The sequence below is a fragment of the Ensifer adhaerens genome (assembly GCF_000697965.2).
Lineage (GTDB): Bacteria > Pseudomonadota > Alphaproteobacteria > Rhizobiales > Rhizobiaceae > Ensifer > Ensifer adhaerens.
Genome location: NZ_CP015882.1, coordinates 186,278 through 203,006 on the forward strand (window position 1 = coordinate 186,278; position 16,729 = coordinate 203,006).

The window sequence follows — 16,729 nt, forward strand, 5'->3', positions numbered from 1 at the left end:
GGCCTGTAAGTGTGATGGGAGGTGAGGACATTCCAGCATCCGATCATCGGAACAGGAATGCCTGTCCCGATGATAAAGCTCGAACGACCATACTTACTGCGCCGAAACAGTTTTCGCCGCTTCGTCGATGGTGTCCGCGACCACCGTTGGCTGCGTCATGAACAGAGCGTGGCTTGCTGCGACCTTGGTGATCTTGGCTTTAATCCGCTCTGCCATATGGACCAGCATGGCTTGGTCAAATGCTTTGTCCTCTGTGGCGATGACGGCCCAGCTTGGCTTGGTTCGCCAAGCAGCATTCTCCAGCTTCGTGGCAAACGCCGACATGTTGATTGGGACCTGCGAATCCCGCATGAACGCGACGTCGGTGTCGCTGGCGTCATGTGCAAATCCAGCCTTGAATTTCCCAGGGTTAACGTACCCAAATCCATCTTTCGTGGTTTCGATGACGAATTCAGATGCCGGGGCAAAACCTTCATACTGCTGGGCCGTCGTCTCGCCTGCGTCCGGTGAGAGCGCGGAGACGTAAACCAGTCCCGCGGCCCTTGTATCAATACCGGCTTCCGTAATGACTGTTCCACCCCATGAATGGCCTACCAGAATGGCCGGTCCATCTTGCCGCTCAAGTGCACGCTTGGTGGCGGCAACGTCGTCTTCGAGGGAGGTCAACGGATTCTGGACGATGGTGACACGATATCCACGCTTCGTGAGATTGTCGTAGACGGCCCTCCAGCCGGAACCATCGGCGAAAGCACCGTGAACGAGTACGACGTTCTTCACGGCCTGGTTAGCAGGGATCGTGTCCGCAGCGTTCGCAGGCACTGGGGCGGATATTGCGGCTACGGCTGCGACGGTGGCCAATACGGTCCTGGTGGTCATGGCTCTCTCCTCTTGATGCATGCGATAACTCTTATCGCGATAAATAATGCCTGTCAGTTTTCATTCTTCGTGTCAACAAAATTTATCGCAATATTGTTTTTTGCAGTACTTTTTGCTAATTCTGCGCCGACAGGAGCTCAAAATGACGAAACGACATAACGACCCGCCGCCGCTCAGCGATCAGCTCTGCTACGCAATCTACACCGCTGGCATCGCTATCCAGCGTGCCTACAAGCAAGTGCTTGACGAGTTGGGTTTGACCTATCCGCAGTACCTCGTGCTCAACGTTCTCTGGCGCGAAGACGAGCAGACGGTTGGTGCCATCGCCCATACCCTCGCTCTGGAATCCAGCACGCTTACGCCGCTTCTAAAGCGGCTGGAAGCATCAGGCTTGCTGCGACGGACACGAAATCTGAGCAATGAGCGGCAGGTTGTCGTTGCATTGACGAACGAGGGACGCACGTTGCAGCACCGGGCCGGCTGCCTCAGCGACACATTGCTCGCAGCCTCTACACAGACGCCCCAGGAGTTGGCATCCTTGAATCGCGATGTCCGGCATCTCCGCGACGCCATCTATTCACAGATCGGCGGATGGGACGCGCCCGCTTGATCTGCGAAGGCGTCTCGATCTAGGCTGTCGGCACAGTTCCTCCATCGATGGTGTATTCGGTACCTGTGATCGATGCAGCGCGGTCCGATGCCAGGAAGGCAATCAGATTTGCCACTTCCGTCGGTTTGGCAGGGCGCCCGAGAGGTATGCCGCCCAAACTATCCATGATGATCTTCTTGCCACCCTCAAGATCCGTACCCGCCTTGTACGCCAAGCGCTGGGCCAAGTGAACGGACGCTTCCGTTTCGATCCAACCCGGAGACACTCGCACGACGCGGACGCCCTTGGGCGATACCTCCTTGGACATGGCCTTGCTATAAGTCGAGAGTGCCGCCTTTGCTGCGGCATAAGCCGTGGTCGCTTCCGGGAGAGGTAGCAATCTTTGGATGGACGTGACATGCACAACCACACCGGTTCCCCGTTCGACCATGTCTGGAACCAGTTCGCGATCCAGTCGAACAGCGGGAAAAAGATTGAGAGACATTTCGTTGTACCACTCGGCATCAGTTAGCGCCCCAAAGCCACCGCCAGCTGCTGCGGAACCACCCAGCATATGAACGATGATATCGACGTTGCCGAGACGTTGACGCGTAACGTCCGCGACGGCCGCGCACCCCTCTTCAGTCGTGAGCTCGGCCTCGACAAACAATTCTTCCGGCAGGTTCTCAGGACGCGTCCGCGCGGTCGTCAACACCTGCGCGCCGAGGTCCCGAAACAGGCTGACGGTCGCAGCCCCGGCGCCCTTGGTTCCAGCAGTAATGAGGGCTCGCTTGCCTCTCAGGTTGAGAAAGTCTGTCATCACCGGATCTCCAGCCAGGCGATCTTGCCGTCCTTGATGGTGAAGGCATATGAGAGCGTCACCGGACTGCCGGGAAACTGGCCGCCAACTTTGGCGGGGACGAGCACTTTGTTGCCGTCAACGGTGGATTCGAACGGTTCAGAAACGTACTGCGTCGCCTCCTTCGCAGCCACCCACCATTCACGGATAGCGACCACGCCTTGATGGCGCGATCCCTCATCTTCGACAACGGCTTCGATCGCAAAGGTCTCCGACAGCGCATCCGCGTTGCTGCCGCTGTCAGCGTCAAAGTACATGTTCACGATATCGGGCATATCCATTGTGGTTCTCCTCATTGGCTAACCCGATAGTAGCGCTCGACCATTGCGTAAATAAGTGGGATAAACCGGCATGCAGCAATGAACAGATCGGGACAATGGAACAAGCCAACCTGAAGGAACTTGAAGCGGTAATCGCTATTGCCCGGCGCGGCACATTCCGCGCAGCGGCCATTGATCTTGGCATGTCTACGACAGCGTTGAGCCACACAATAGGCAGGCTTGAGGCGGAGCTTGGGGTGCGATTATTCAACCGCACCACACGCAGCGTGTCGCTGACGGATGCCGGCAGGCTCTTTGTGCAGCAGGTGGCGCCCTCGCTTCAAGATCTCTATGCCGCCTTGGATTCGGTGCGGGCGCAACGTGAGACACCTTCCGGAACAATACGGATCAACGCGGCGCCCTTCGCGGCGCGCGCAATCATCTCGCCGCTCGTGCTTGAGTTCCTGCGCCGCTATCCCGACATGAATGTCGATATTGTAACTGAAGGAAAGATGGTCGATATCGTCAAGGACGGGTTTGATCTGGGAGTCAGGGTTGCGGGCCTCGTTCCCAGCGACATGATTGCAGTTTCGCTCGGCCGGCCTCAGCGACATGCTGTGGTTGGGTCTCCTGAATACTTCGAGAGGCATGGGAAGCCGGTGGTCCCTCCCGACCTCCTCAGCCATCGATGCATTCGCGTTCGCCTCCCCGATGGCTCCCTGTTTCGGTGGCGTTTCGAGAAGGACGGGGAGCAGGTGCAAATCGATGCACGCGGCCCGATATCGCTGGACGAGGCTAGCCTCACGAGAACCGCTGTCCTGGAAAGCGCCGGTATAGCCTACATCTTCGAGCAAGACATTTTCCCGGACATTGAGGCGGGGCGCGTCGTCCGTGTACTGGAAGACTGGACGCCACCGTATCCGGGGCTTTGCCTTTACTACCCTGGGCGCCGACATCTGTCAGCCGGGGTTAGGGCGTTCTTGGAACTTGCGCGTGAGCTCGCGAGAGTGAGCTAATTGAACCGCCAGTGGAAGAGCTTTGCTTGTCTCTTCAACGCTCCAAGCGGACAGATTTGCAAGGCGTGAATGACCGGTTCGCGGCCAGTAGGTCACTGATCTGCCATTCCGCAAGGAATGAGCGGAAGGCAGACCCTCGGCTTCTAGGATCTCGTTCGATTAGCCTGGACAACCGAAATGGCGCGCAAAACCGCGTCCCTGCGTAACGAATTGATTGTCCGCTTCGGGCTACTAAAAGCGCGTCCAGGGAACGCATGAAAACCATGTGGTAAGTGCCGCCAGCGCTGCAATTGCTGCAGATCTTTCGCGCCGCGACGGGCCGTCCACATATGCGCAGAAGTCCGGATGGTGGGATCATCGTCAAATCAGCGGTCGCGGTCTTTGGTTTATAGGGACCTTGTATCGAAGGAAGGTGCCGCGCTTTCGCAGTCCACGCCTCTGCGCCGCCGCGCGCAGTCACGGACATCGTTTAATCGCGACCGTCTGCGAGCGAGATCACTACCGTCATCAGCTCCGCTCACGTGAGCAACAAAATCACCCAGATCAGAACGGTGGCTGAGATGATCAGCAGCACGATTGCTGCGGCGCGTATTACCTTTCCCATCATTGTCATCCTCCCGCCAGAACCGCGCTGGCGCCATGAGATAAATTGGCAGAACCGCAAACTTGCTCCGTGGCTGCGGCTCTGAGTGCCAGCGGGGATGTGCGTGAACGAACGATGGCGACCAACCAAAAATTGCAGCGTTTTGGTTAATTTAGCGTTGCCTCACGTATATTGGTTTTCTATTGGAAAGATTTGGAGCCGTTGCTGCGTCTTTCCGGCAAGTCGCCAGTCGCTTGAACGCTCAAGCCGCGCTTGGAAAAGGGTTAGACACACCCGTACCGGACTTCGCCACCGTGATCAGTGGTCAGGCGAACACCAGACTCGAACCTGGTTCTTGTTCGGCGATCGCTTCGGTAAGGCCTGTGCGGGCAAAACTCTCGCGTATCTGCTGGCGAAGCCAGCCATTCGCTGGATCAGTGTCGGCATGTTTCGCCCAAACCATGTTCACCGCAGGGAAAGTGAGTGACACCGGCAGTGGGCTGACCTCCAAGCCCAACAGAGGCCCGTAGCGTTCCGCGATCCTTGTCGGGACGGTGGCGATTACGGGGCTGAGTTGCGCGGCCGAAAGAACAGACATGTACCCGGGGGCTGCAGCAACGACATTGATATCGACGCCGGCGATTTCCAGGGCATCTTTGATGCACCCCTGCAGCGTCTCGTTCTGGGATATGGTGGAATGCTCAGCTGAAAGATACTCAGTAAGGCCAACGGGGTTGCTGAGGGTCATGAGATCCGCATTGAAACAGCACGACACCCCGGTGTCATACAGCTTCTCGGACGACCGGCGGCTGGTGACGGTGTAGGTGCACCCAACCGCGAGATCGATCGATCCATCCTCCAAGGAAGGCTCGACCGCCTCATGCGGAAACACTCGCGCTAGGAGTTTGATCCCTGGAGCCAGGCGCCGCAGCCTGGCGGTCAAATCTGGAATGAGCAGCAGCTCAATTTCCGGGGACATGGCGATCCGGAACACGCGCTCTTCCGTAGAGGGATTGAATTCCGCGCCTCCCGTCAACGCCAGTTGCGCCTGCCTTAACGCCTTTCTTATCGGAACCGCCAGGCTTTGCGCTCGCGCAGTCGGCTGCATGGTTGGGCCAACGCGTATAAAGAGCTCATCCTGCAACAGCACGCGCAGCGTCGAAAGAGAATGGCTCATCGCCGGCTGCTGGATTTTCAGACGCCGTGCGGCCTTGGTCACGCTCCCCTCAGCCATCAATGCGTCAAAGGCGACAAGAAGGTTGAGATCGAAAGAGCGAAGATTGAAATGATCGATAGTTGTCATGACCTGCATCGATTTGCGCGTTGATGTCACGGTACATATTTACTCTCCAGGTCAGTTCAAGGCCGCTTTTGCCACCTCGCGTACATCCGGAGCCTTTCATGCAAACTCGTCGTTCTTTTCTCATCAATACAGCCGTATTTGGCGCGGCAGCCGGGACCGTGGTCGGTCTCCCTGCCACCAGCTTCGCCAAGGCCCCGATGATCGGCGCGCAGGCGGCGGGATTTTATCGGATAAAGCTCGGCAACTACGAGATCACGGCGCTTTCCGACGGAACGGTAAAACTGCCGATGTCGAAGATCTACCAGAACATGTCCCAGAACGAGATCGACACCTATTTGACCGACCGGTTTCAATCGGGCGCGGCAGAAGTTTCCGTGAATGCCTATCTGATCAACACCGGCGAGCGCCTCGTGCTGGTGGATGCCGGCACAGGCGACCTAATGGGTCCCGCGCTGGGCAAGCTCGTATCGAATATCGAAGCATCGGGCTACAAGCCCTCTGAAATCGACGACGTCATTTTAACTCACATCCACGCCGACCATTCAGGCGGACTGGTTTCGGGCGGTGACCGCGTCTACAAAAACGCCATTCTGCACGTCAACCGACGGGAAGCGGAATTCTGGCTGAAGGCAGATGCTAAAGCGAAAGCCGATCAGGTACTTGGGCCTCAGATCGCCCAGGCCGAAAGGTGCCTCGGACCCTATGTCGATGCCGAGAAGCTCGAAACGTTCGATGACAATGGCGCACCCATTTCTGGTTTTGCATCTGTTCTGCTTGCGGGCCATACGCCCGGTCACAGTGGTATCATTGTCGAGAGCGAGGGGGAAAAGATCGTGTTTTGGGGCGATGTCGCCCATGGCGACGTGCTGCAATATGACCATCCGGATGTCACGGTCGCATTTGATGTCGACCAGAACGCCGCCGCAGCAACCCGCGCGACGGCTTTTGCTGAGGCGGCAGACGGGCGCTATCTGGTCGCCGGTGCGCATCATGCTTTTCCTGGGATCGGGCATGTTCGCCGCGATGCGGACAATTACGACTGGGTGCCGTTGGTATACCGGGCGGTTTACTGAACCCTCGACCGAACGCATGGAATGGTTCGCCATCCGCAGCGATCACTGTCGATCTCCCAGGCGAGAAGTGGCCGGATATTGCGCGCCTCGATGCCCGCAGAACGGCCGTTTTTGGCTTGCCCGCTAAAGCAATTTAGCCATCGGATCATCAAGAGGTGACGACGGGGCGATCCGGATGTGATTAAACGGAGCCTGGCGCGCGCACACTCGCCTGGAGGTCGTCAATTTGGAAGAGCCGGAAGAAATCTCTCGCGAGGTCCTTTCGAAAGGAGGGTCATCGAAGGGGCCCTCCTTGCAGGGCGCGCAAGACCGGGAAGAGGCGGCTGCTCCACCTGAGCGGACCTCGCCGCTCGGCCTCGAGCAATACATCGCGGGCAGGACGCTTGTCAGTGGCGATGGCCCGGCGTGGAACGACCTGTTCGTTCAGGTGTATTCCCGCCGCGACAAGCAGGAAGCGTTTCTTGTCCCAGCTGTTGCGGAACCGCTGATCGTCTGGGTTATGTCGGGCGAAGCGAATGTCGAAGAGCGCGAACTCGGCGGCGATTGGGTATCCAATATCGTGTCGGTCGGAGACTTCTTCCTGACCCGTTCCCCGACGCCTTACGAAATGCGCTGGCGTTCGACTGGGACGGCGCCCTTTCAGGTGATGCATCTGTATTTGTCGGTTCCTCTGTTTGAGCGCGTCGCCAAAGAGGTGCTTGGCGGCGATGGGCCGCCCGTGCTGCTCGACGTCTCCGGCGGGAAAGATGAGCAGCTCTCGCATCTATTGGCCTTGATCCATCAGGAACTTGCCGCTGAAGGCAAAGGCAGCCAATTGTTCGTGCAAGGATTGGCTCAAAGTCTCACGGTGCACCTGATCCGCAACTACGTAACGGAGGATCGGCAAGACAATCGGCAGACGGCTCTGCCAGGCTTTAAGCTTCGGCGCGCCATGGCTTATCTCGAAGCGCACCTGGCTGACCCGTTCAACCTGGCGCAGCTCGCCGTTACGGTAGGCATGAGCGAGTTTCATTTCAGCCGACTGTTTAAGAAAGCAACCGGCCTTTCGCCCTCCCGCTACTTCATTCGCCAGCGCGTCGCCAAGGCACAGCAGCTGCTCCAGGAAACTGAGACGAGCATCATCGAGATTGGCCTGTCGGTTGGCTATTCGAGCCCGAGTCACTTTGCGCAGGTCTTCCGCCGCGAGACAGGTCTGCCGCCGAGCCACTATCGTCGAGGATGATTTTTCATCCGTCTGCGATTTGAGCAAGATCGCGACAGGTCGCGCAAGGCCCCGTGAGAAGGGCCGGCGTGAAACGCTTAGGTTCCTCCTTGTCGAAACGAAACGCCCACCGCGGTGGTGGGCTTCAAAGACAAGGAGTGAAGACAATGGCCAACCTCAACGGAAAGATCGCATTGGTAACTGGCGCGTCGAGTGGCATTGGCGCCGCTACCGCCGTGAAGCTCGCCGAAGCCGGCGCGAAAGTCGGCATCGCCGCTCGCCGGACCGAAAAACTCGAAGACCTGAAGCAGCGGATTGAAGCGAAGGGCGGCGAGGCTCTGGTGATCGAGATGGATGTCGTTGATCCGAGCGCGATCGAAACCGGCGTCAAAAAGCTTGTCGAAACCTACGGCTCGATCGATATCCTGGTCAACAATGCCGGCCTGATGCCACTCTCGGACATCGACCAGTTCAAGGTCGACGAATGGCACCGGATGGTGGACGTGAACGTAAAGGGCGTGCTCAACACGACGGCTGCCGTTCTGCCCCAGATGATCAAGCAGCATTCGGGCCACATCTTCAACATGTCCTCGATCGCGGGCCGCAAGGTCTTCAAGGGTCTTTCGGTCTACTGCGCCACGAAACACGCGGTCACGGCCTTCTCCGACGGACTGCGCATGGAAGTTGGCCAGAAGCACAACATCCGCGTGACCTGCATTCAGCCAGGCGCTGTTGCCACCGAGCTCTACGACCACATCACCGATCCGGGCTACCGCAAGCAGATGGATGAGCTGGCCAGCCAGATGACTTTCCTTCAGGGCGAGGACATTGGCGACACCATCGTCTTCGCCGCCCAGGCTCCGGCGCATGTCGACGTCGCTGAGCTGTTTGTCCTGCCGGTTGAGCAGGGCTGGTAAGCGACTGTCCTAACGGGCCCTGCCCAAGGGTGGGGCCCTCTTCACGGGAGAGTAGGATGAAAGAGGTATCCGCACTACAAACCTACCGTGTGCTGGAGCCAGGCCCGATCGTTATGGTAACGACCAGCGATCGGGGAAAGCCAAACGTCATGACGATGGGCTTTCATATGATGATCCAGCACGCGCCGCCGCTGATCGGCTGCATCATCGGGCCGTGGGACCATAGCTTCGAGACAATTCTGGCGACGGGCGAGTGTGTCATCGCCGTTCCGGGTCTCGACCTCGCCGAGACGGTTGTCGATGTGGGGAACTGCTCGGGCGACAGCGTTGACAAGTTTCAGCGTTTTGGACTGCGCACCGAAAAGGCGAAGGAGGTGTCCGCGCCTCTTATCGCCGACTGCCTGGTGAACATCGAATGCGTGGTGGTCGATCGGCGCAACGTCGAGCCGTACAACCTGTTCATCCTGGAAGCCAAGCGCCTATGGGTGAACGAAACCCGCAAGGAGCGTCGAACACTTCACCACCGGGGCGACGGCACCTTCACCGTCGACGGCGGAACGCTCGATCTCAAGGACCGTATGGTCAAGTGGCGCCATCTGCCCTGAGGGCGTCGGCCGCCTCATTCGAAACCTAGAGGAGAAACCCTATGTCTGCCTATCTCGTCGTCGACCTCGATATTCACGATATGAATTCGATCGAAGACTATCGTTCCAAGGCATTGCCGCTTGTTGCCAAAGCAGGCGGCCGCCTGATCGCTCTCGACGCCACGCCACTTGCACTCGAAGACTGGGAAGCCACCAACATGCTGATCATTGAATTCCCGGACAAAGAAGCGATCAGCCAGTTGTTCGCATCGCAAGAATATCAACCACTTGCAGCCCAGCGCCAGGCTGCTGCCAAATCGAGGATCATCGCGATCGCGGGCGCCTGAAGTCTGTCAACTCGGTAAGGACTATCAAAATGGCCGAACTGACCAATGTGGCCTTCTTCAAGGCAAAGCCCGATATTTCCTTGCGATGGTGCCTGACCTTTGTGTCACCGATGTTGAGATCCGAGGGTTTCAGCAGCGCTCGGCGCTATCTGCATAGCTGCTGACCATCGAACGAAAAGAGCCCGGGGGAAGGCCCGGGCTCTTTTGCGGCTTATGCGAGGTTAGCGGCGAGCGTCGAGGCTGAGGCGACCCGCGCCGAACGCGACGACCTGCAGCAGACCACCGGCCATGGCGATATTCTTGAAGAAGTGGATGAACTGGTTCAGGTCGCTGAGGTTGTTGTGGAACGTCACCGCGGTGACAATGCTGAACAGAGCCAGGACCAGGGCAACGATGCGGGTCTGGAAGCCGAGGATCAGCGCCCCGCCGCCGACGATCTCCGTCACGACTGCCGCGCCATAGGACAGCGAGGGGAAGGGCAGGCCGACCATATTGATATAGCCGATCGTTCCGGCCGGGTCCGAGATCTTGCTGATGCCGGAAAGTAGGAAGATGGCGGCAAGAAGAACACGGCCGGCGAGCGGGGCCACGCCATTAATGAGGAGCGACTTGGAAAGAGTTTCAGCGCGCTCAGCGATTGCATCGGAATAAGACATCGACGTTTCTCCTGTGTTGGGGCGCAGCCGCCGTGGCTGCGTCGTGAGGAGAAACTGCCATCTTGAGATCGGACGAAAAAGCCGGATATTCTCGCGCATTATCGTCGATAATCTCGAACGATGCCGCAGAAAAACCCGCGCTGGGAAGGCGCGCGTCCGATCGGAGGGTCCTGAAGTTCAGTTTCGTTGCCGTGCTGAGATAATGAAGATCAATATTTTGAGTTTCGTCACGGGTAAGCTCCTCGGTTTAGGAAGCGGTCAGCAAGTGTGCTGCCCATGGCGAGAGATTCTCCTTGTGCGCGCGCCCGCGATAGAATGGAGTCCGGGTAGATTGCCTGATTCTACGCGTACCCGGACCAGAAGCGGAGCCGCGGTGAGGCGGCTCCGTGCAGGGCAAAGTGGAAGGCAGTTGCCTGATCCTCAGCACAAGGTCAGGCTATAATTCGGAGGAGCCGCCCGAAGCAACCTGGTAGCGTGATGCCGGCTTCCCGCTTTGCGTCGCTGCAAAAAGCTTGTTTCGTGCTACATCGAAAGAAGCCCAAAGCTCAAGGTCCTCTACCGACGGCATTGTCACGAGTTCACCTTTGTCGAGGCCCAAAAGGGCCGCGTCAACGAGGTCTGTGGTCGTCATGACCACGTCTGGATCAAATGCTGAAAGAGGGATGCCCGCATGGTCGTAGAACTCCGTTGCGGTCCCGGCAGGCAGCACCACCTGCACCTTCACCGCGGTTCCGGCCAATTCTTCCTGAAGGCCCCGGCTGAAGCTTAGGACAAATGCTTTCGTCGCGCTGTAGAGCGATGTTATCGGCAGGGAATGTAACGCCATCACCGAAGCGATATTGATGATCGCGCCGCTGTCGCGGGCGATAAAGTTGGGAAGGGCTGCACGTGTCAACCGCGTCAAAGCGGTCACGTTCAGCGCGATCATGGAGATCGAATCTTCATGCGAAATGTCCGTTGTTGTTCCGAGCTTTCCATTTCCCGCGTTGTTCACGAGCAGTGTGATGCGACTGTCTGAACGCAGGGTATTCTCGACCTTTGTGATACCGGATTCCGTTGTGAGATCGGCCTCGAGAACCTCCACGTTTGAACCATGTCGACAGGAAAGGTCAGTTGCGAGTTTGTCGAGCCGATCCAGTCGTCGGGCGACCAGAATGAGATCATATCCCCGGTGTGCAAGGCGGTCGGCATACCCAGCGCCGATGCCGGAGGACGCACCGGTGACGAGAGCCACTGGCTTTTCATGGTTGGTCATATATCGCTCCATGTTTTATAATGATCGTTAAACAACACAGCTTGACGATCGCTGTCAAACATTATTTAATGACCGTTATGAAACCTAAGAAATCACCCGGTGGCGGTCGCCCTAGAGAATTTGATCGTGACGCGGCATTGGAGACCGCGATGCGGCTGTTTTGGCGACACGGCTATGAAGGTGTCTCGTTCCAACAACTCACCGCTGCCATGGGAGTTGCGGCACCCAGCCTTTACGCTGCGTTCGGAAACAAGAGCGCGCTTTATCTCGAAGCCGTCGACAGATATCGAAGCCTGCGAGGCGCCACGGATCTCTCCTTCATGGATGTATACGAGACTGCTGACGATGCAGTGCTTGCTCTCCTTATCGCAACGGCACACGGCCTGAGCGATCCGTCCACCGAAGCGGGCTGCATGCTCAACATGGGCATGCTGACAAGTCATCCGGATCACGCCGAGATTGCAGCGCAGCTTTCCGAACGTCGAACGGCCTTCACAGCGTTGCTCGCAGGAAAGCTGCAGCGCTGGCTCGATGAGGAAGCCGCCGCTGACAGGGCAGTTTATCTTTCCGCGGTTATTCAAGGCATGGCAGTACAGGCCCGCGACGGGGCCGGTCGCGAACGGCTGGAAGGGCTTGCCAGATTGGCTGCCAAAGCCATCAGTTGATCCCCGCCAAGGAGCAGCATGCGGCGACGCCTGGCGGTTTATCAGGTGTCACCAATCCCGTCGGGATAGCTCACGCCGCTTCTTTGCTGGCGAGTTGCGCCTTGACGGCGGGGATCACTTCTTCGCCGTACAGTCGGATGCTTTGCATGAGATATGTGTGAGGAAGCGTTCCCGCGCTGTATTTAAGCTGGAACCGTTCAGCCCCCAAAGTATGGAGAACGGGAGCCAGCTTTGCCGCCACCGTCTCCGCTGATCCGACATAGAGCGAACCGTTCTCGATCTCTGCGACATATTCGTCCATGGTAATTGGGCCCCAACCGCGTTCTTTTCCTATTCTGTCGCGCATCGCTCGATAGTGCGGCCAGAACTCGTCCCTTGCTTGCTCGTCGCTGTCGGCGATGTACCCAGGCGAATGGATGCCAAAGGGCAGCGGTTCAAAGCCGAGCTTTCGTGTCGCCTCGTGGTAGAGATCGACATAGGGTTTGAAGCGATATGGGCTTCCACCGATGATGGCGAGCATCAGAGGCAGCCGGTACTGCGCAGCGCGTATCACGGAGTTGGGACTGCCGCCGACGCCAATCCATGTCTTCAGTCGACCGGTTTCCACGTGCGGGAACACGCTCTGCTCGCTCAATGGCGGCCGGGTGGTCCCGGACCAGCTTACCGGCCTCTGCTCCAGCAGGTCGGAAAACAGGTCCAGCTTTTCCTGAAAGAGAGTTTCGTAGTCGCTGAGTGAAAAACCGAACAGCGGAAAGGACTCGGTAAAGGAACCGCGGCCGAGGATCGCTTCGGCACGACCGTTCGAAACAGCATCGAGGGTGGAAAAGCGCTGGAAGACCCTGATGGGGTCATCCGAACTCAGCACCGTCACGGCGGAACCCAGCTTTATGCGGGAGGTCACGCCGGCGATCGCCGCAAGCACGATTTCGGGGGCGGACACGGCAAAATCTTCACGGTGGTGCTCGCCAATACCAAAGAAGTCGATGCCGAGCTGATCGGCAAGAATGGCCTCCTCGACAAGATTGCGGATGACTTGCGCGTGATGTTCCGGCTGGTCGGCGTTATCAAGGGTAACGTCCCCGAAGGTGTCCAGACCGAACTCGATGTTCGTGGTTTTCATTTTGTTTCCTTTCGACGCCTGTCCAGTCGCGCCGGATTGAAGGTCACGACCTCGCTTTGGAACATAAGAATTCCAATCTCCAGGTCGATCGGCCTAATCTCCGATCATGAGGCTGGAAATGATCGAAAAGCTCTACATGAGAGTTGCGCGGTTCGGTCTCGGCCTGGCTTTCGGAGCCTGAGTGCGGGGGAGAGCCGCCCGACGGGCGGGCGGCTCCATTCTTCAATCCTTCAGCAGGGTCAACGCGACGAGCGGCTGTCCGAAATGCTGCAGAGAGCCAGAAGTTTTGAAGCTGCCGAGATCGGAAGGCGCAAAACCAAGGCGAGCGATCAGGTCAGCGACCGTCGTGCGCGCTTCCTGAAAGTTTCCGGAAAGGAACAACACGCGTCTACCGCTTTCCTTGACCGGATCCGCAGCCAGAACAGCGGCCGGGAGCGTGTTGAACGCCTTCACGAGCTCAGCACCGGGGAACAGTTCGGCGACAATTTCCGAAGACAGGCGGCCGCCGAGATCGCGCGGCTTGAACGCAGGAAAATCGATAGCGTTCGTCGCATCTACAATGATGCGGCCTTCCCAGTCCGATTTTCTCTTAGCGACTTGCGGTACAGCATCATACGGCACTGCCAAAATAATGACGTCGGAATGAAGAGCTTGCTCCAGTTCCGCAGCCTTCACCGTGCTGCCAAACTTGTCGGTGATCGTCTGAAGCGAAGCCGCACCGCGTGTGTTGGCGATAACGGCATCGATGCCTGCGGCGTGGAAACGTTCTGCCAGTGCAGAGCCGATCGCGCCAGAACCAATGATTGCATATGTCGTCATAGTCGTTCTCCTTGATATGCTGCGATTGTCAGTTGAAGTTGTCGGGGAGGGGAATGAACTCGTCGTCTCCCGGCACGCCGGGGAATTGCCGTTCGCGCCATAGATTGGCGGCATGGCGGATGCGATCTTGATCGGTGGCTACGAAATTCCAGCGGATGAAACGCTTTTCCGGAAGCGGTTCTCCTCCAAACGCAAGGAACCGGGATGGTTGCCTCGCCTTCACTACGATTTCTGCGCCGGGCTTGAACACGATCAGACGGTCAGGCCCGTGGGTCCCGTCCTGACCGGTGATCTCGATTGCACCGTCGACAACGAAGATCGCTCGCTCGATATGCTCGCCATCGATCCTGTAGCGGGCGCCGGCCTGAAGCTGAATGTCGGCGGAAAACAGATCAGAGAAGGTGGTGGTGGGTGCGCGCCGGCCGTGCAGGGTGCCGGCGAGAAGCTTCATGTTGATGCCCTCGCCACTGACCGTCGGCAATTCGTTGACGCTTAGGTGCTGGAAACGTGGTGTCGTCTCTTCGGACTGTTTCGGAAGAGCAATCCAGCTCTGCAGGCCTGCGAGCTTCCCTCCGTCCTTGCGAATGTGCTCCGGCGTGCGTTCAGAGTGAACAATGCCGGAGCCGGCCACCATCAGATTGACTTCGCCCGGGCTGATCGATTGTACGTAGCTTTCACTGTCACGATGCAGCAGTTCGCCTTCGAGAAGATAGGTGAGGGTCGATAGTCCAATGTGCGGATGGGGGCGGGTATCGATCCCCTCGCCGGCCCCAAAACGAACCGGTCCGAAACTGTCGAGAAATATGAACGGACCAACCATCTGGCGCATGGCCGAAGGAAGCGCGCGGCGGACAGAGAAACCTCCAAGGTCTCGGCTCGAAGGCAAGATCACCTGTTCGATATCAGCGTTCGACAAATAGGACATCGTCAGCTCCGACGGTTGAATTTCGATGAGCTGAAAATAAGTCCACTAGACGTTTCGGAAAACTCAGATAATTTCGGCGGAAACGATCGAGGAATTCGAAATGTCAGATCCCGGCCAGCCGACGCTGGATCAGCTAAAAGTGTTCATCACCGTGGTTGAAACCGGGAGTTTCGCGGCCGCATCCCGCAAGCTTAACCGAGCCACCTCGGTCATCAGCTACACGATCGCCAATCTTGAAGCGCAACTGGGCGTGACGCTGTTCGATCGGCTATCGACGAAGAAGCCGCAGCTAACCTTGGAGGGCAGGACAGTCCTTGCTGAGGCGAAGAGCGTTGCTCATGGCATCGATAACCTCCGTGCCAAGGTGAAGAGCATGCTTCGCGGCGTAGAGCCGGAGGTTCACCTCGCACTTGATGTCATGCTGCCCGCCGCGCGCGTCATGGATGCGCTGAAGGCGTTTCGGAAGGAGTTCCCGAGCGTATCGCTTCGCTTGTATGTTGAGGCGCTCGGAGCGGTCACCCAGATGGTGCTGAACCGAAACGCCGGGATCGGCATTAGCGGCCCGCTCGATGTCGAAATCGCCGGGCTTGAACGCATCGGCGTGGGGTTCGTCAAACTGATACCGGTGGCCTCGCGTGACCATCCGCTGGCGGGCGGTTCACATCCGCCCGGAGCCGCACGAAGACACATTCAGTTGGTCCTGACCGACAGGTCTCCGCTCACTCAGGGACATGAGTTTGCTGTTGTCGGAAATCACACGTGGCGTCTGGCCGACCTGGGCGCAAAGCATATGCTTCTCAAAGAGGGCATTGGTTGGGGCAACATGCCCGAGCCGATGGTACGTGATGACATCGTGGCGGGTCGTTTGGTGCAGCTTGACCTTCCCGATTGCAAAGGCGGCCCCTATCGCCTTCAGGCAGTGTATCGCACTGATGCGCCCCCTGGCCCTGCGGCCAGTTTCCTGGTTGACCATTTCCGAAGTCAGGATGTGGATGAGCCCATCGCCGCTGCTTAGCAGACGCGTTGACCCCCTCTTCCGGCTTCGACCGCTTGGCGTGGGCACGAGCGTACTGTCATTCTCGATATGGGGAACGACGTCCTCAATGAGCAGAAGAGATGCCTGGTTCGCAATTGAACGGGCTGGGCAGTCGACAAGTTCAAATGTTTCGGCCTGACGCCGAAGCCCGGCCGTGCCGCTGATCGAGGAGTGCCTTGCCAGCATGGAATGCGCAGTCGATGCCCGTGAAGCCCATAACCTCTTCATTCTGGATACTGAGCGGTTATGGATCGAGACTGAGCGCAAGGCGTAGCTTGCATCACCGCGGCAACCGTGCCTTTGCAGCCGAAGGCAGGTGCTCGGTCTAGAGGGCGCATGGTAAAATGGCGTCACGTTCCGAGGCGACGCCATCGCTGTCTTTAGCAGTCGCCGGGCAGGAAAGCGGCCCGGCAATCATCGAGTTCAAGCGCATTCTCGTGGATAACGGCGACCTTTGAGGGGGCATTGGCACTGCCGGTCCACCGATCGAAGTTGGTCGCTAGCAACAGCAGCAGGACGACAGCCATCGCCACAGCTTCCACCAGCGACGGGCTGAGGCGCCGGCGGTGGGCCTCCTCGATCGTCTCGAGATTCCGGAAGGCGGGATGAAGTTTGTCACAATCGGACATGACGGTTTCCTCCGAG

The 16,729-nt window shown here is 58.2% G+C and carries 20 protein-coding genes and 1 pseudogene; 11 read left to right on the forward strand and 10 right to left on the reverse strand.

All coding sequences use genetic code 11. The features are described from left to right. Window positions 1–93 precede the first annotated feature (93 nt). Window positions 94–876: an alpha/beta fold hydrolase gene (locus tag FA04_RS28395; RefSeq protein WP_034799821.1), complete on the reverse strand. Its 783-nt coding sequence runs from the start codon at window positions 874–876 to the stop codon at window positions 94–96. A 142-nt stretch (window positions 877–1,018) separates the two neighbouring features. Between FA04_RS28395 and FA04_RS28400 the strand changes: the two genes are divergently transcribed. After that, window positions 1,019–1,486 (forward strand): MarR family winged helix-turn-helix transcriptional regulator, encoded by a 468-nt coding sequence (locus tag FA04_RS28400; RefSeq protein ID WP_034799823.1) that lies wholly within the window; start codon window positions 1,019–1,021, stop codon window positions 1,484–1,486. Window positions 1,487–1,505: 19 nt separating this feature from the next. Here the strand turns inward: FA04_RS28400 and FA04_RS28405 are convergent, their stop codons facing one another. Both FA04_RS28405 and FA04_RS28410 read right to left on the reverse strand, forming a co-directional pair. Next, window positions 1,506–2,285 carry an SDR family oxidoreductase gene (locus FA04_RS28405; RefSeq protein WP_034799824.1) on the reverse strand — a complete coding sequence of 260 codons (780 nt, stop codon included), beginning with the start codon at window positions 2,283–2,285 and terminating at the stop codon, window positions 1,506–1,508. Next, window positions 2,285–2,605: a nuclear transport factor 2 family protein gene (locus tag FA04_RS28410; protein ID WP_034799826.1), complete on the reverse strand. Its 321-nt coding sequence runs from the start codon at window positions 2,603–2,605 to the stop codon at window positions 2,285–2,287. The genes FA04_RS28405 and FA04_RS28410 overlap by 1 nt, the downstream gene beginning before the upstream one ends. A 95-nt stretch (window positions 2,606–2,700) precedes the next feature. Here FA04_RS28410 and FA04_RS28415 point away from each other — a divergent pair, with 95 nt between their 5' ends. Both FA04_RS28415 and FA04_RS35385 read left to right on the forward strand, forming a co-directional pair. Beyond that, a complete protein-coding gene (locus FA04_RS28415; RefSeq protein ID WP_034799828.1) occupies window positions 2,701–3,600 on the forward strand; it encodes a LysR family transcriptional regulator in 900 nt (299 codons plus the stop codon). A 245-nt stretch (window positions 3,601–3,845) separates the two neighbouring features. Next, window positions 3,846–3,992, forward strand: a pseudogene (locus tag FA04_RS35385) (IS1595 family transposase); the annotation flags it as partial. A gap of 516 nt (window positions 3,993–4,508) precedes the next feature. On the opposite strand, the gene FA04_RS28420 reads toward FA04_RS35385, so the two are convergent. Further along, window positions 4,509–5,486, reverse strand: coding sequence for a LysR family transcriptional regulator (locus FA04_RS28420; RefSeq protein ID WP_034799910.1), 978 nt, complete (start codon window positions 5,484–5,486; stop codon window positions 4,509–4,511). A gap of 98 nt (window positions 5,487–5,584) precedes the next feature. Here FA04_RS28420 and FA04_RS28425 point away from each other — a divergent pair, with 98 nt between their 5' ends. The 6 genes from FA04_RS28425 to FA04_RS36450 all read left to right on the forward strand — a co-directional run bounded on the left by FA04_RS28425 (window position 5,585) and on the right by FA04_RS36450 (window position 9,772). Further along, a complete protein-coding gene (locus FA04_RS28425; RefSeq protein WP_034799830.1) occupies window positions 5,585–6,559 on the forward strand; it encodes an MBL fold metallo-hydrolase in 975 nt (324 codons plus the stop codon). A gap of 292 nt (window positions 6,560–6,851) precedes the next feature. Beyond that, complete coding sequence (locus FA04_RS28430) at window positions 6,852–7,781, forward strand: AraC family transcriptional regulator (protein WP_034799832.1); 930 nt, start codon at window positions 6,852–6,854, stop codon at window positions 7,779–7,781. Between the two features lie 146 nt (window positions 7,782–7,927). Next, the gene (locus FA04_RS28435; RefSeq protein WP_034799834.1) at window positions 7,928–8,677 is read left to right on the forward strand and encodes an SDR family oxidoreductase; all 750 of its coding nucleotides are present in this window, start codon (window positions 7,928–7,930) and stop codon (window positions 8,675–8,677) included. Between the two features lie 56 nt (window positions 8,678–8,733). After that, window positions 8,734–9,282, forward strand: a complete 549-nt coding sequence (locus FA04_RS28440) for a flavin reductase family protein (RefSeq protein ID WP_034799835.1) — start codon at window positions 8,734–8,736, stop codon at window positions 9,280–9,282. A 41-nt stretch (window positions 9,283–9,323) separates the two neighbouring features. Then, entirely contained in the window at window positions 9,324–9,608 is a 285-nt protein-coding gene (locus tag FA04_RS28445) for a DUF1330 domain-containing protein (protein ID WP_034799837.1), read from the forward strand. Between the two features lie 29 nt (window positions 9,609–9,637). Then, window positions 9,638–9,772, forward strand: a complete 135-nt coding sequence (locus FA04_RS36450) for a hypothetical protein (protein ID WP_257785215.1) — start codon at window positions 9,638–9,640, stop codon at window positions 9,770–9,772. 57 nt (window positions 9,773–9,829) lie between these two features. On the opposite strand, the gene FA04_RS28450 is transcribed toward FA04_RS36450, so the two are convergent. Both FA04_RS28450 and FA04_RS28455 read right to left on the reverse strand, forming a co-directional pair. Then, window positions 9,830–10,264: a DoxX family protein gene (locus tag FA04_RS28450; RefSeq protein WP_034799839.1), complete on the reverse strand. Its 435-nt coding sequence runs from the start codon at window positions 10,262–10,264 to the stop codon at window positions 9,830–9,832. Between the two features lie 436 nt (window positions 10,265–10,700). Then, window positions 10,701–11,519 (reverse strand): SDR family NAD(P)-dependent oxidoreductase, encoded by an 819-nt coding sequence (locus FA04_RS28455; RefSeq protein ID WP_034799841.1) that lies wholly within the window; start codon window positions 11,517–11,519, stop codon window positions 10,701–10,703. A 20-nt stretch (window positions 11,520–11,539) separates the two neighbouring features. Between FA04_RS28455 and FA04_RS28460 the strand changes: the two genes are divergently transcribed. Next, window positions 11,540–12,184 carry a TetR/AcrR family transcriptional regulator gene (locus tag FA04_RS28460; RefSeq protein WP_234798860.1) on the forward strand — a complete coding sequence of 215 codons (645 nt, stop codon included), beginning with the start codon at window positions 11,540–11,542 and terminating at the stop codon, window positions 12,182–12,184. A 70-nt stretch (window positions 12,185–12,254) separates the two neighbouring features. Here the strand turns inward: FA04_RS28460 and FA04_RS28465 are convergent, their stop codons facing one another. The 3 genes from FA04_RS28465 to FA04_RS28475 form a co-directional block, all read right to left on the reverse strand. Continuing rightward, window positions 12,255–13,304: an LLM class flavin-dependent oxidoreductase gene (locus FA04_RS28465; protein ID WP_034799851.1), complete on the reverse strand. Its 1,050-nt coding sequence runs from the start codon at window positions 13,302–13,304 to the stop codon at window positions 12,255–12,257. 222 nt (window positions 13,305–13,526) lie between these two features. Beyond that, window positions 13,527–14,237: an NADPH-dependent F420 reductase gene (locus tag FA04_RS28470; RefSeq protein WP_156553104.1), complete on the reverse strand. Its 711-nt coding sequence runs from the start codon at window positions 14,235–14,237 to the stop codon at window positions 13,527–13,529. After that, window positions 14,152–15,048, reverse strand: a complete 897-nt coding sequence (locus FA04_RS28475) for a pirin family protein (RefSeq protein WP_034799854.1) — start codon at window positions 15,046–15,048, stop codon at window positions 14,152–14,154. Before FA04_RS28475 ends, FA04_RS28470 begins: the two co-directional genes overlap by 86 nt. Window positions 15,049–15,148: 100 nt before the next feature. Here FA04_RS28475 and FA04_RS28480 point away from each other — a divergent pair, with 100 nt between their 5' ends. Continuing rightward, the gene (locus tag FA04_RS28480) at window positions 15,149–16,063 is read left to right on the forward strand and encodes a LysR family transcriptional regulator (protein WP_034799859.1); all 915 of its coding nucleotides are present in this window, start codon (window positions 15,149–15,151) and stop codon (window positions 16,061–16,063) included. Window positions 16,064–16,464: 401 nt separating this feature from the next. Here the strand turns inward: FA04_RS28480 and FA04_RS28485 are convergent, their stop codons facing one another. Next, window positions 16,465–16,713 (reverse strand): hypothetical protein, encoded by a 249-nt coding sequence (locus FA04_RS28485; RefSeq protein WP_034799861.1) that lies wholly within the window; start codon window positions 16,711–16,713, stop codon window positions 16,465–16,467. Window positions 16,714–16,729: the final 16 nt, after the last annotated feature.

Coding starts and splice junctions, on each gene's coding strand:
- FA04_RS28400 (WP_034799823.1), top strand. CDS start 1,019: ATGACGAAACGACATAACGACCCGCCGCCGCTCAGCGATCAGCTCTGC.
- FA04_RS28395 (WP_034799821.1), bottom strand. CDS start 876: ATGACCACCAGGACCGTATTGGCCACCGTCGCAGCCGTAGCCGCAATA.
- FA04_RS28475 (WP_034799854.1), bottom strand. CDS start 15,048: ATGTCCTATTTGTCGAACGCTGATATCGAACAGGTGATCTTGCCTTCG.
- FA04_RS28415 (WP_034799828.1), top strand. CDS start 2,701: ATGGAACAAGCCAACCTGAAGGAACTTGAAGCGGTAATCGCTATTGCC.
- FA04_RS28425 (WP_034799830.1), top strand. CDS start 5,585: ATGCAAACTCGTCGTTCTTTTCTCATCAATACAGCCGTATTTGGCGCG.
- FA04_RS28445 (WP_034799837.1), top strand. CDS start 9,324: ATGTCTGCCTATCTCGTCGTCGACCTCGATATTCACGATATGAATTCG.
- FA04_RS28410 (WP_034799826.1), bottom strand. CDS start 2,605: ATGGATATGCCCGATATCGTGAACATGTACTTTGACGCTGACAGCGGC.
- FA04_RS28450 (WP_034799839.1), bottom strand. CDS start 10,264: ATGTCTTATTCCGATGCAATCGCTGAGCGCGCTGAAACTCTTTCCAAG.
- FA04_RS28465 (WP_034799851.1), bottom strand. CDS start 13,304: ATGAAAACCACGAACATCGAGTTCGGTCTGGACACCTTCGGGGACGTT.
- FA04_RS28420 (WP_034799910.1), bottom strand. CDS start 5,486: ATGACAACTATCGATCATTTCAATCTTCGCTCTTTCGATCTCAACCTT.
- FA04_RS36450 (WP_257785215.1), top strand. CDS start 9,638: ATGGCCGAACTGACCAATGTGGCCTTCTTCAAGGCAAAGCCCGATATT.
- FA04_RS28460 (WP_234798860.1), top strand. CDS start 11,540: ATGATCGTTAAACAACACAGCTTGACGATCGCTGTCAAACATTATTTA.
- FA04_RS28405 (WP_034799824.1), bottom strand. CDS start 2,285: ATGACAGACTTTCTCAACCTGAGAGGCAAGCGAGCCCTCATTACTGCT.
- FA04_RS28485 (WP_034799861.1), bottom strand. CDS start 16,713: ATGTCCGATTGTGACAAACTTCATCCCGCCTTCCGGAATCTCGAGACG.
- FA04_RS28440 (WP_034799835.1), top strand. CDS start 8,734: ATGAAAGAGGTATCCGCACTACAAACCTACCGTGTGCTGGAGCCAGGC.
- FA04_RS28455 (WP_034799841.1), bottom strand. CDS start 11,519: ATGACCAACCATGAAAAGCCAGTGGCTCTCGTCACCGGTGCGTCCTCC.
- FA04_RS28470 (WP_156553104.1), bottom strand. CDS start 14,237: ATGCCGCCAATCTATGGCGCGAACGGCAATTCCCCGGCGTGCCGGGAG.
- FA04_RS28435 (WP_034799834.1), top strand. CDS start 7,928: ATGGCCAACCTCAACGGAAAGATCGCATTGGTAACTGGCGCGTCGAGT.
- FA04_RS28480 (WP_034799859.1), top strand. CDS start 15,149: ATGTCAGATCCCGGCCAGCCGACGCTGGATCAGCTAAAAGTGTTCATC.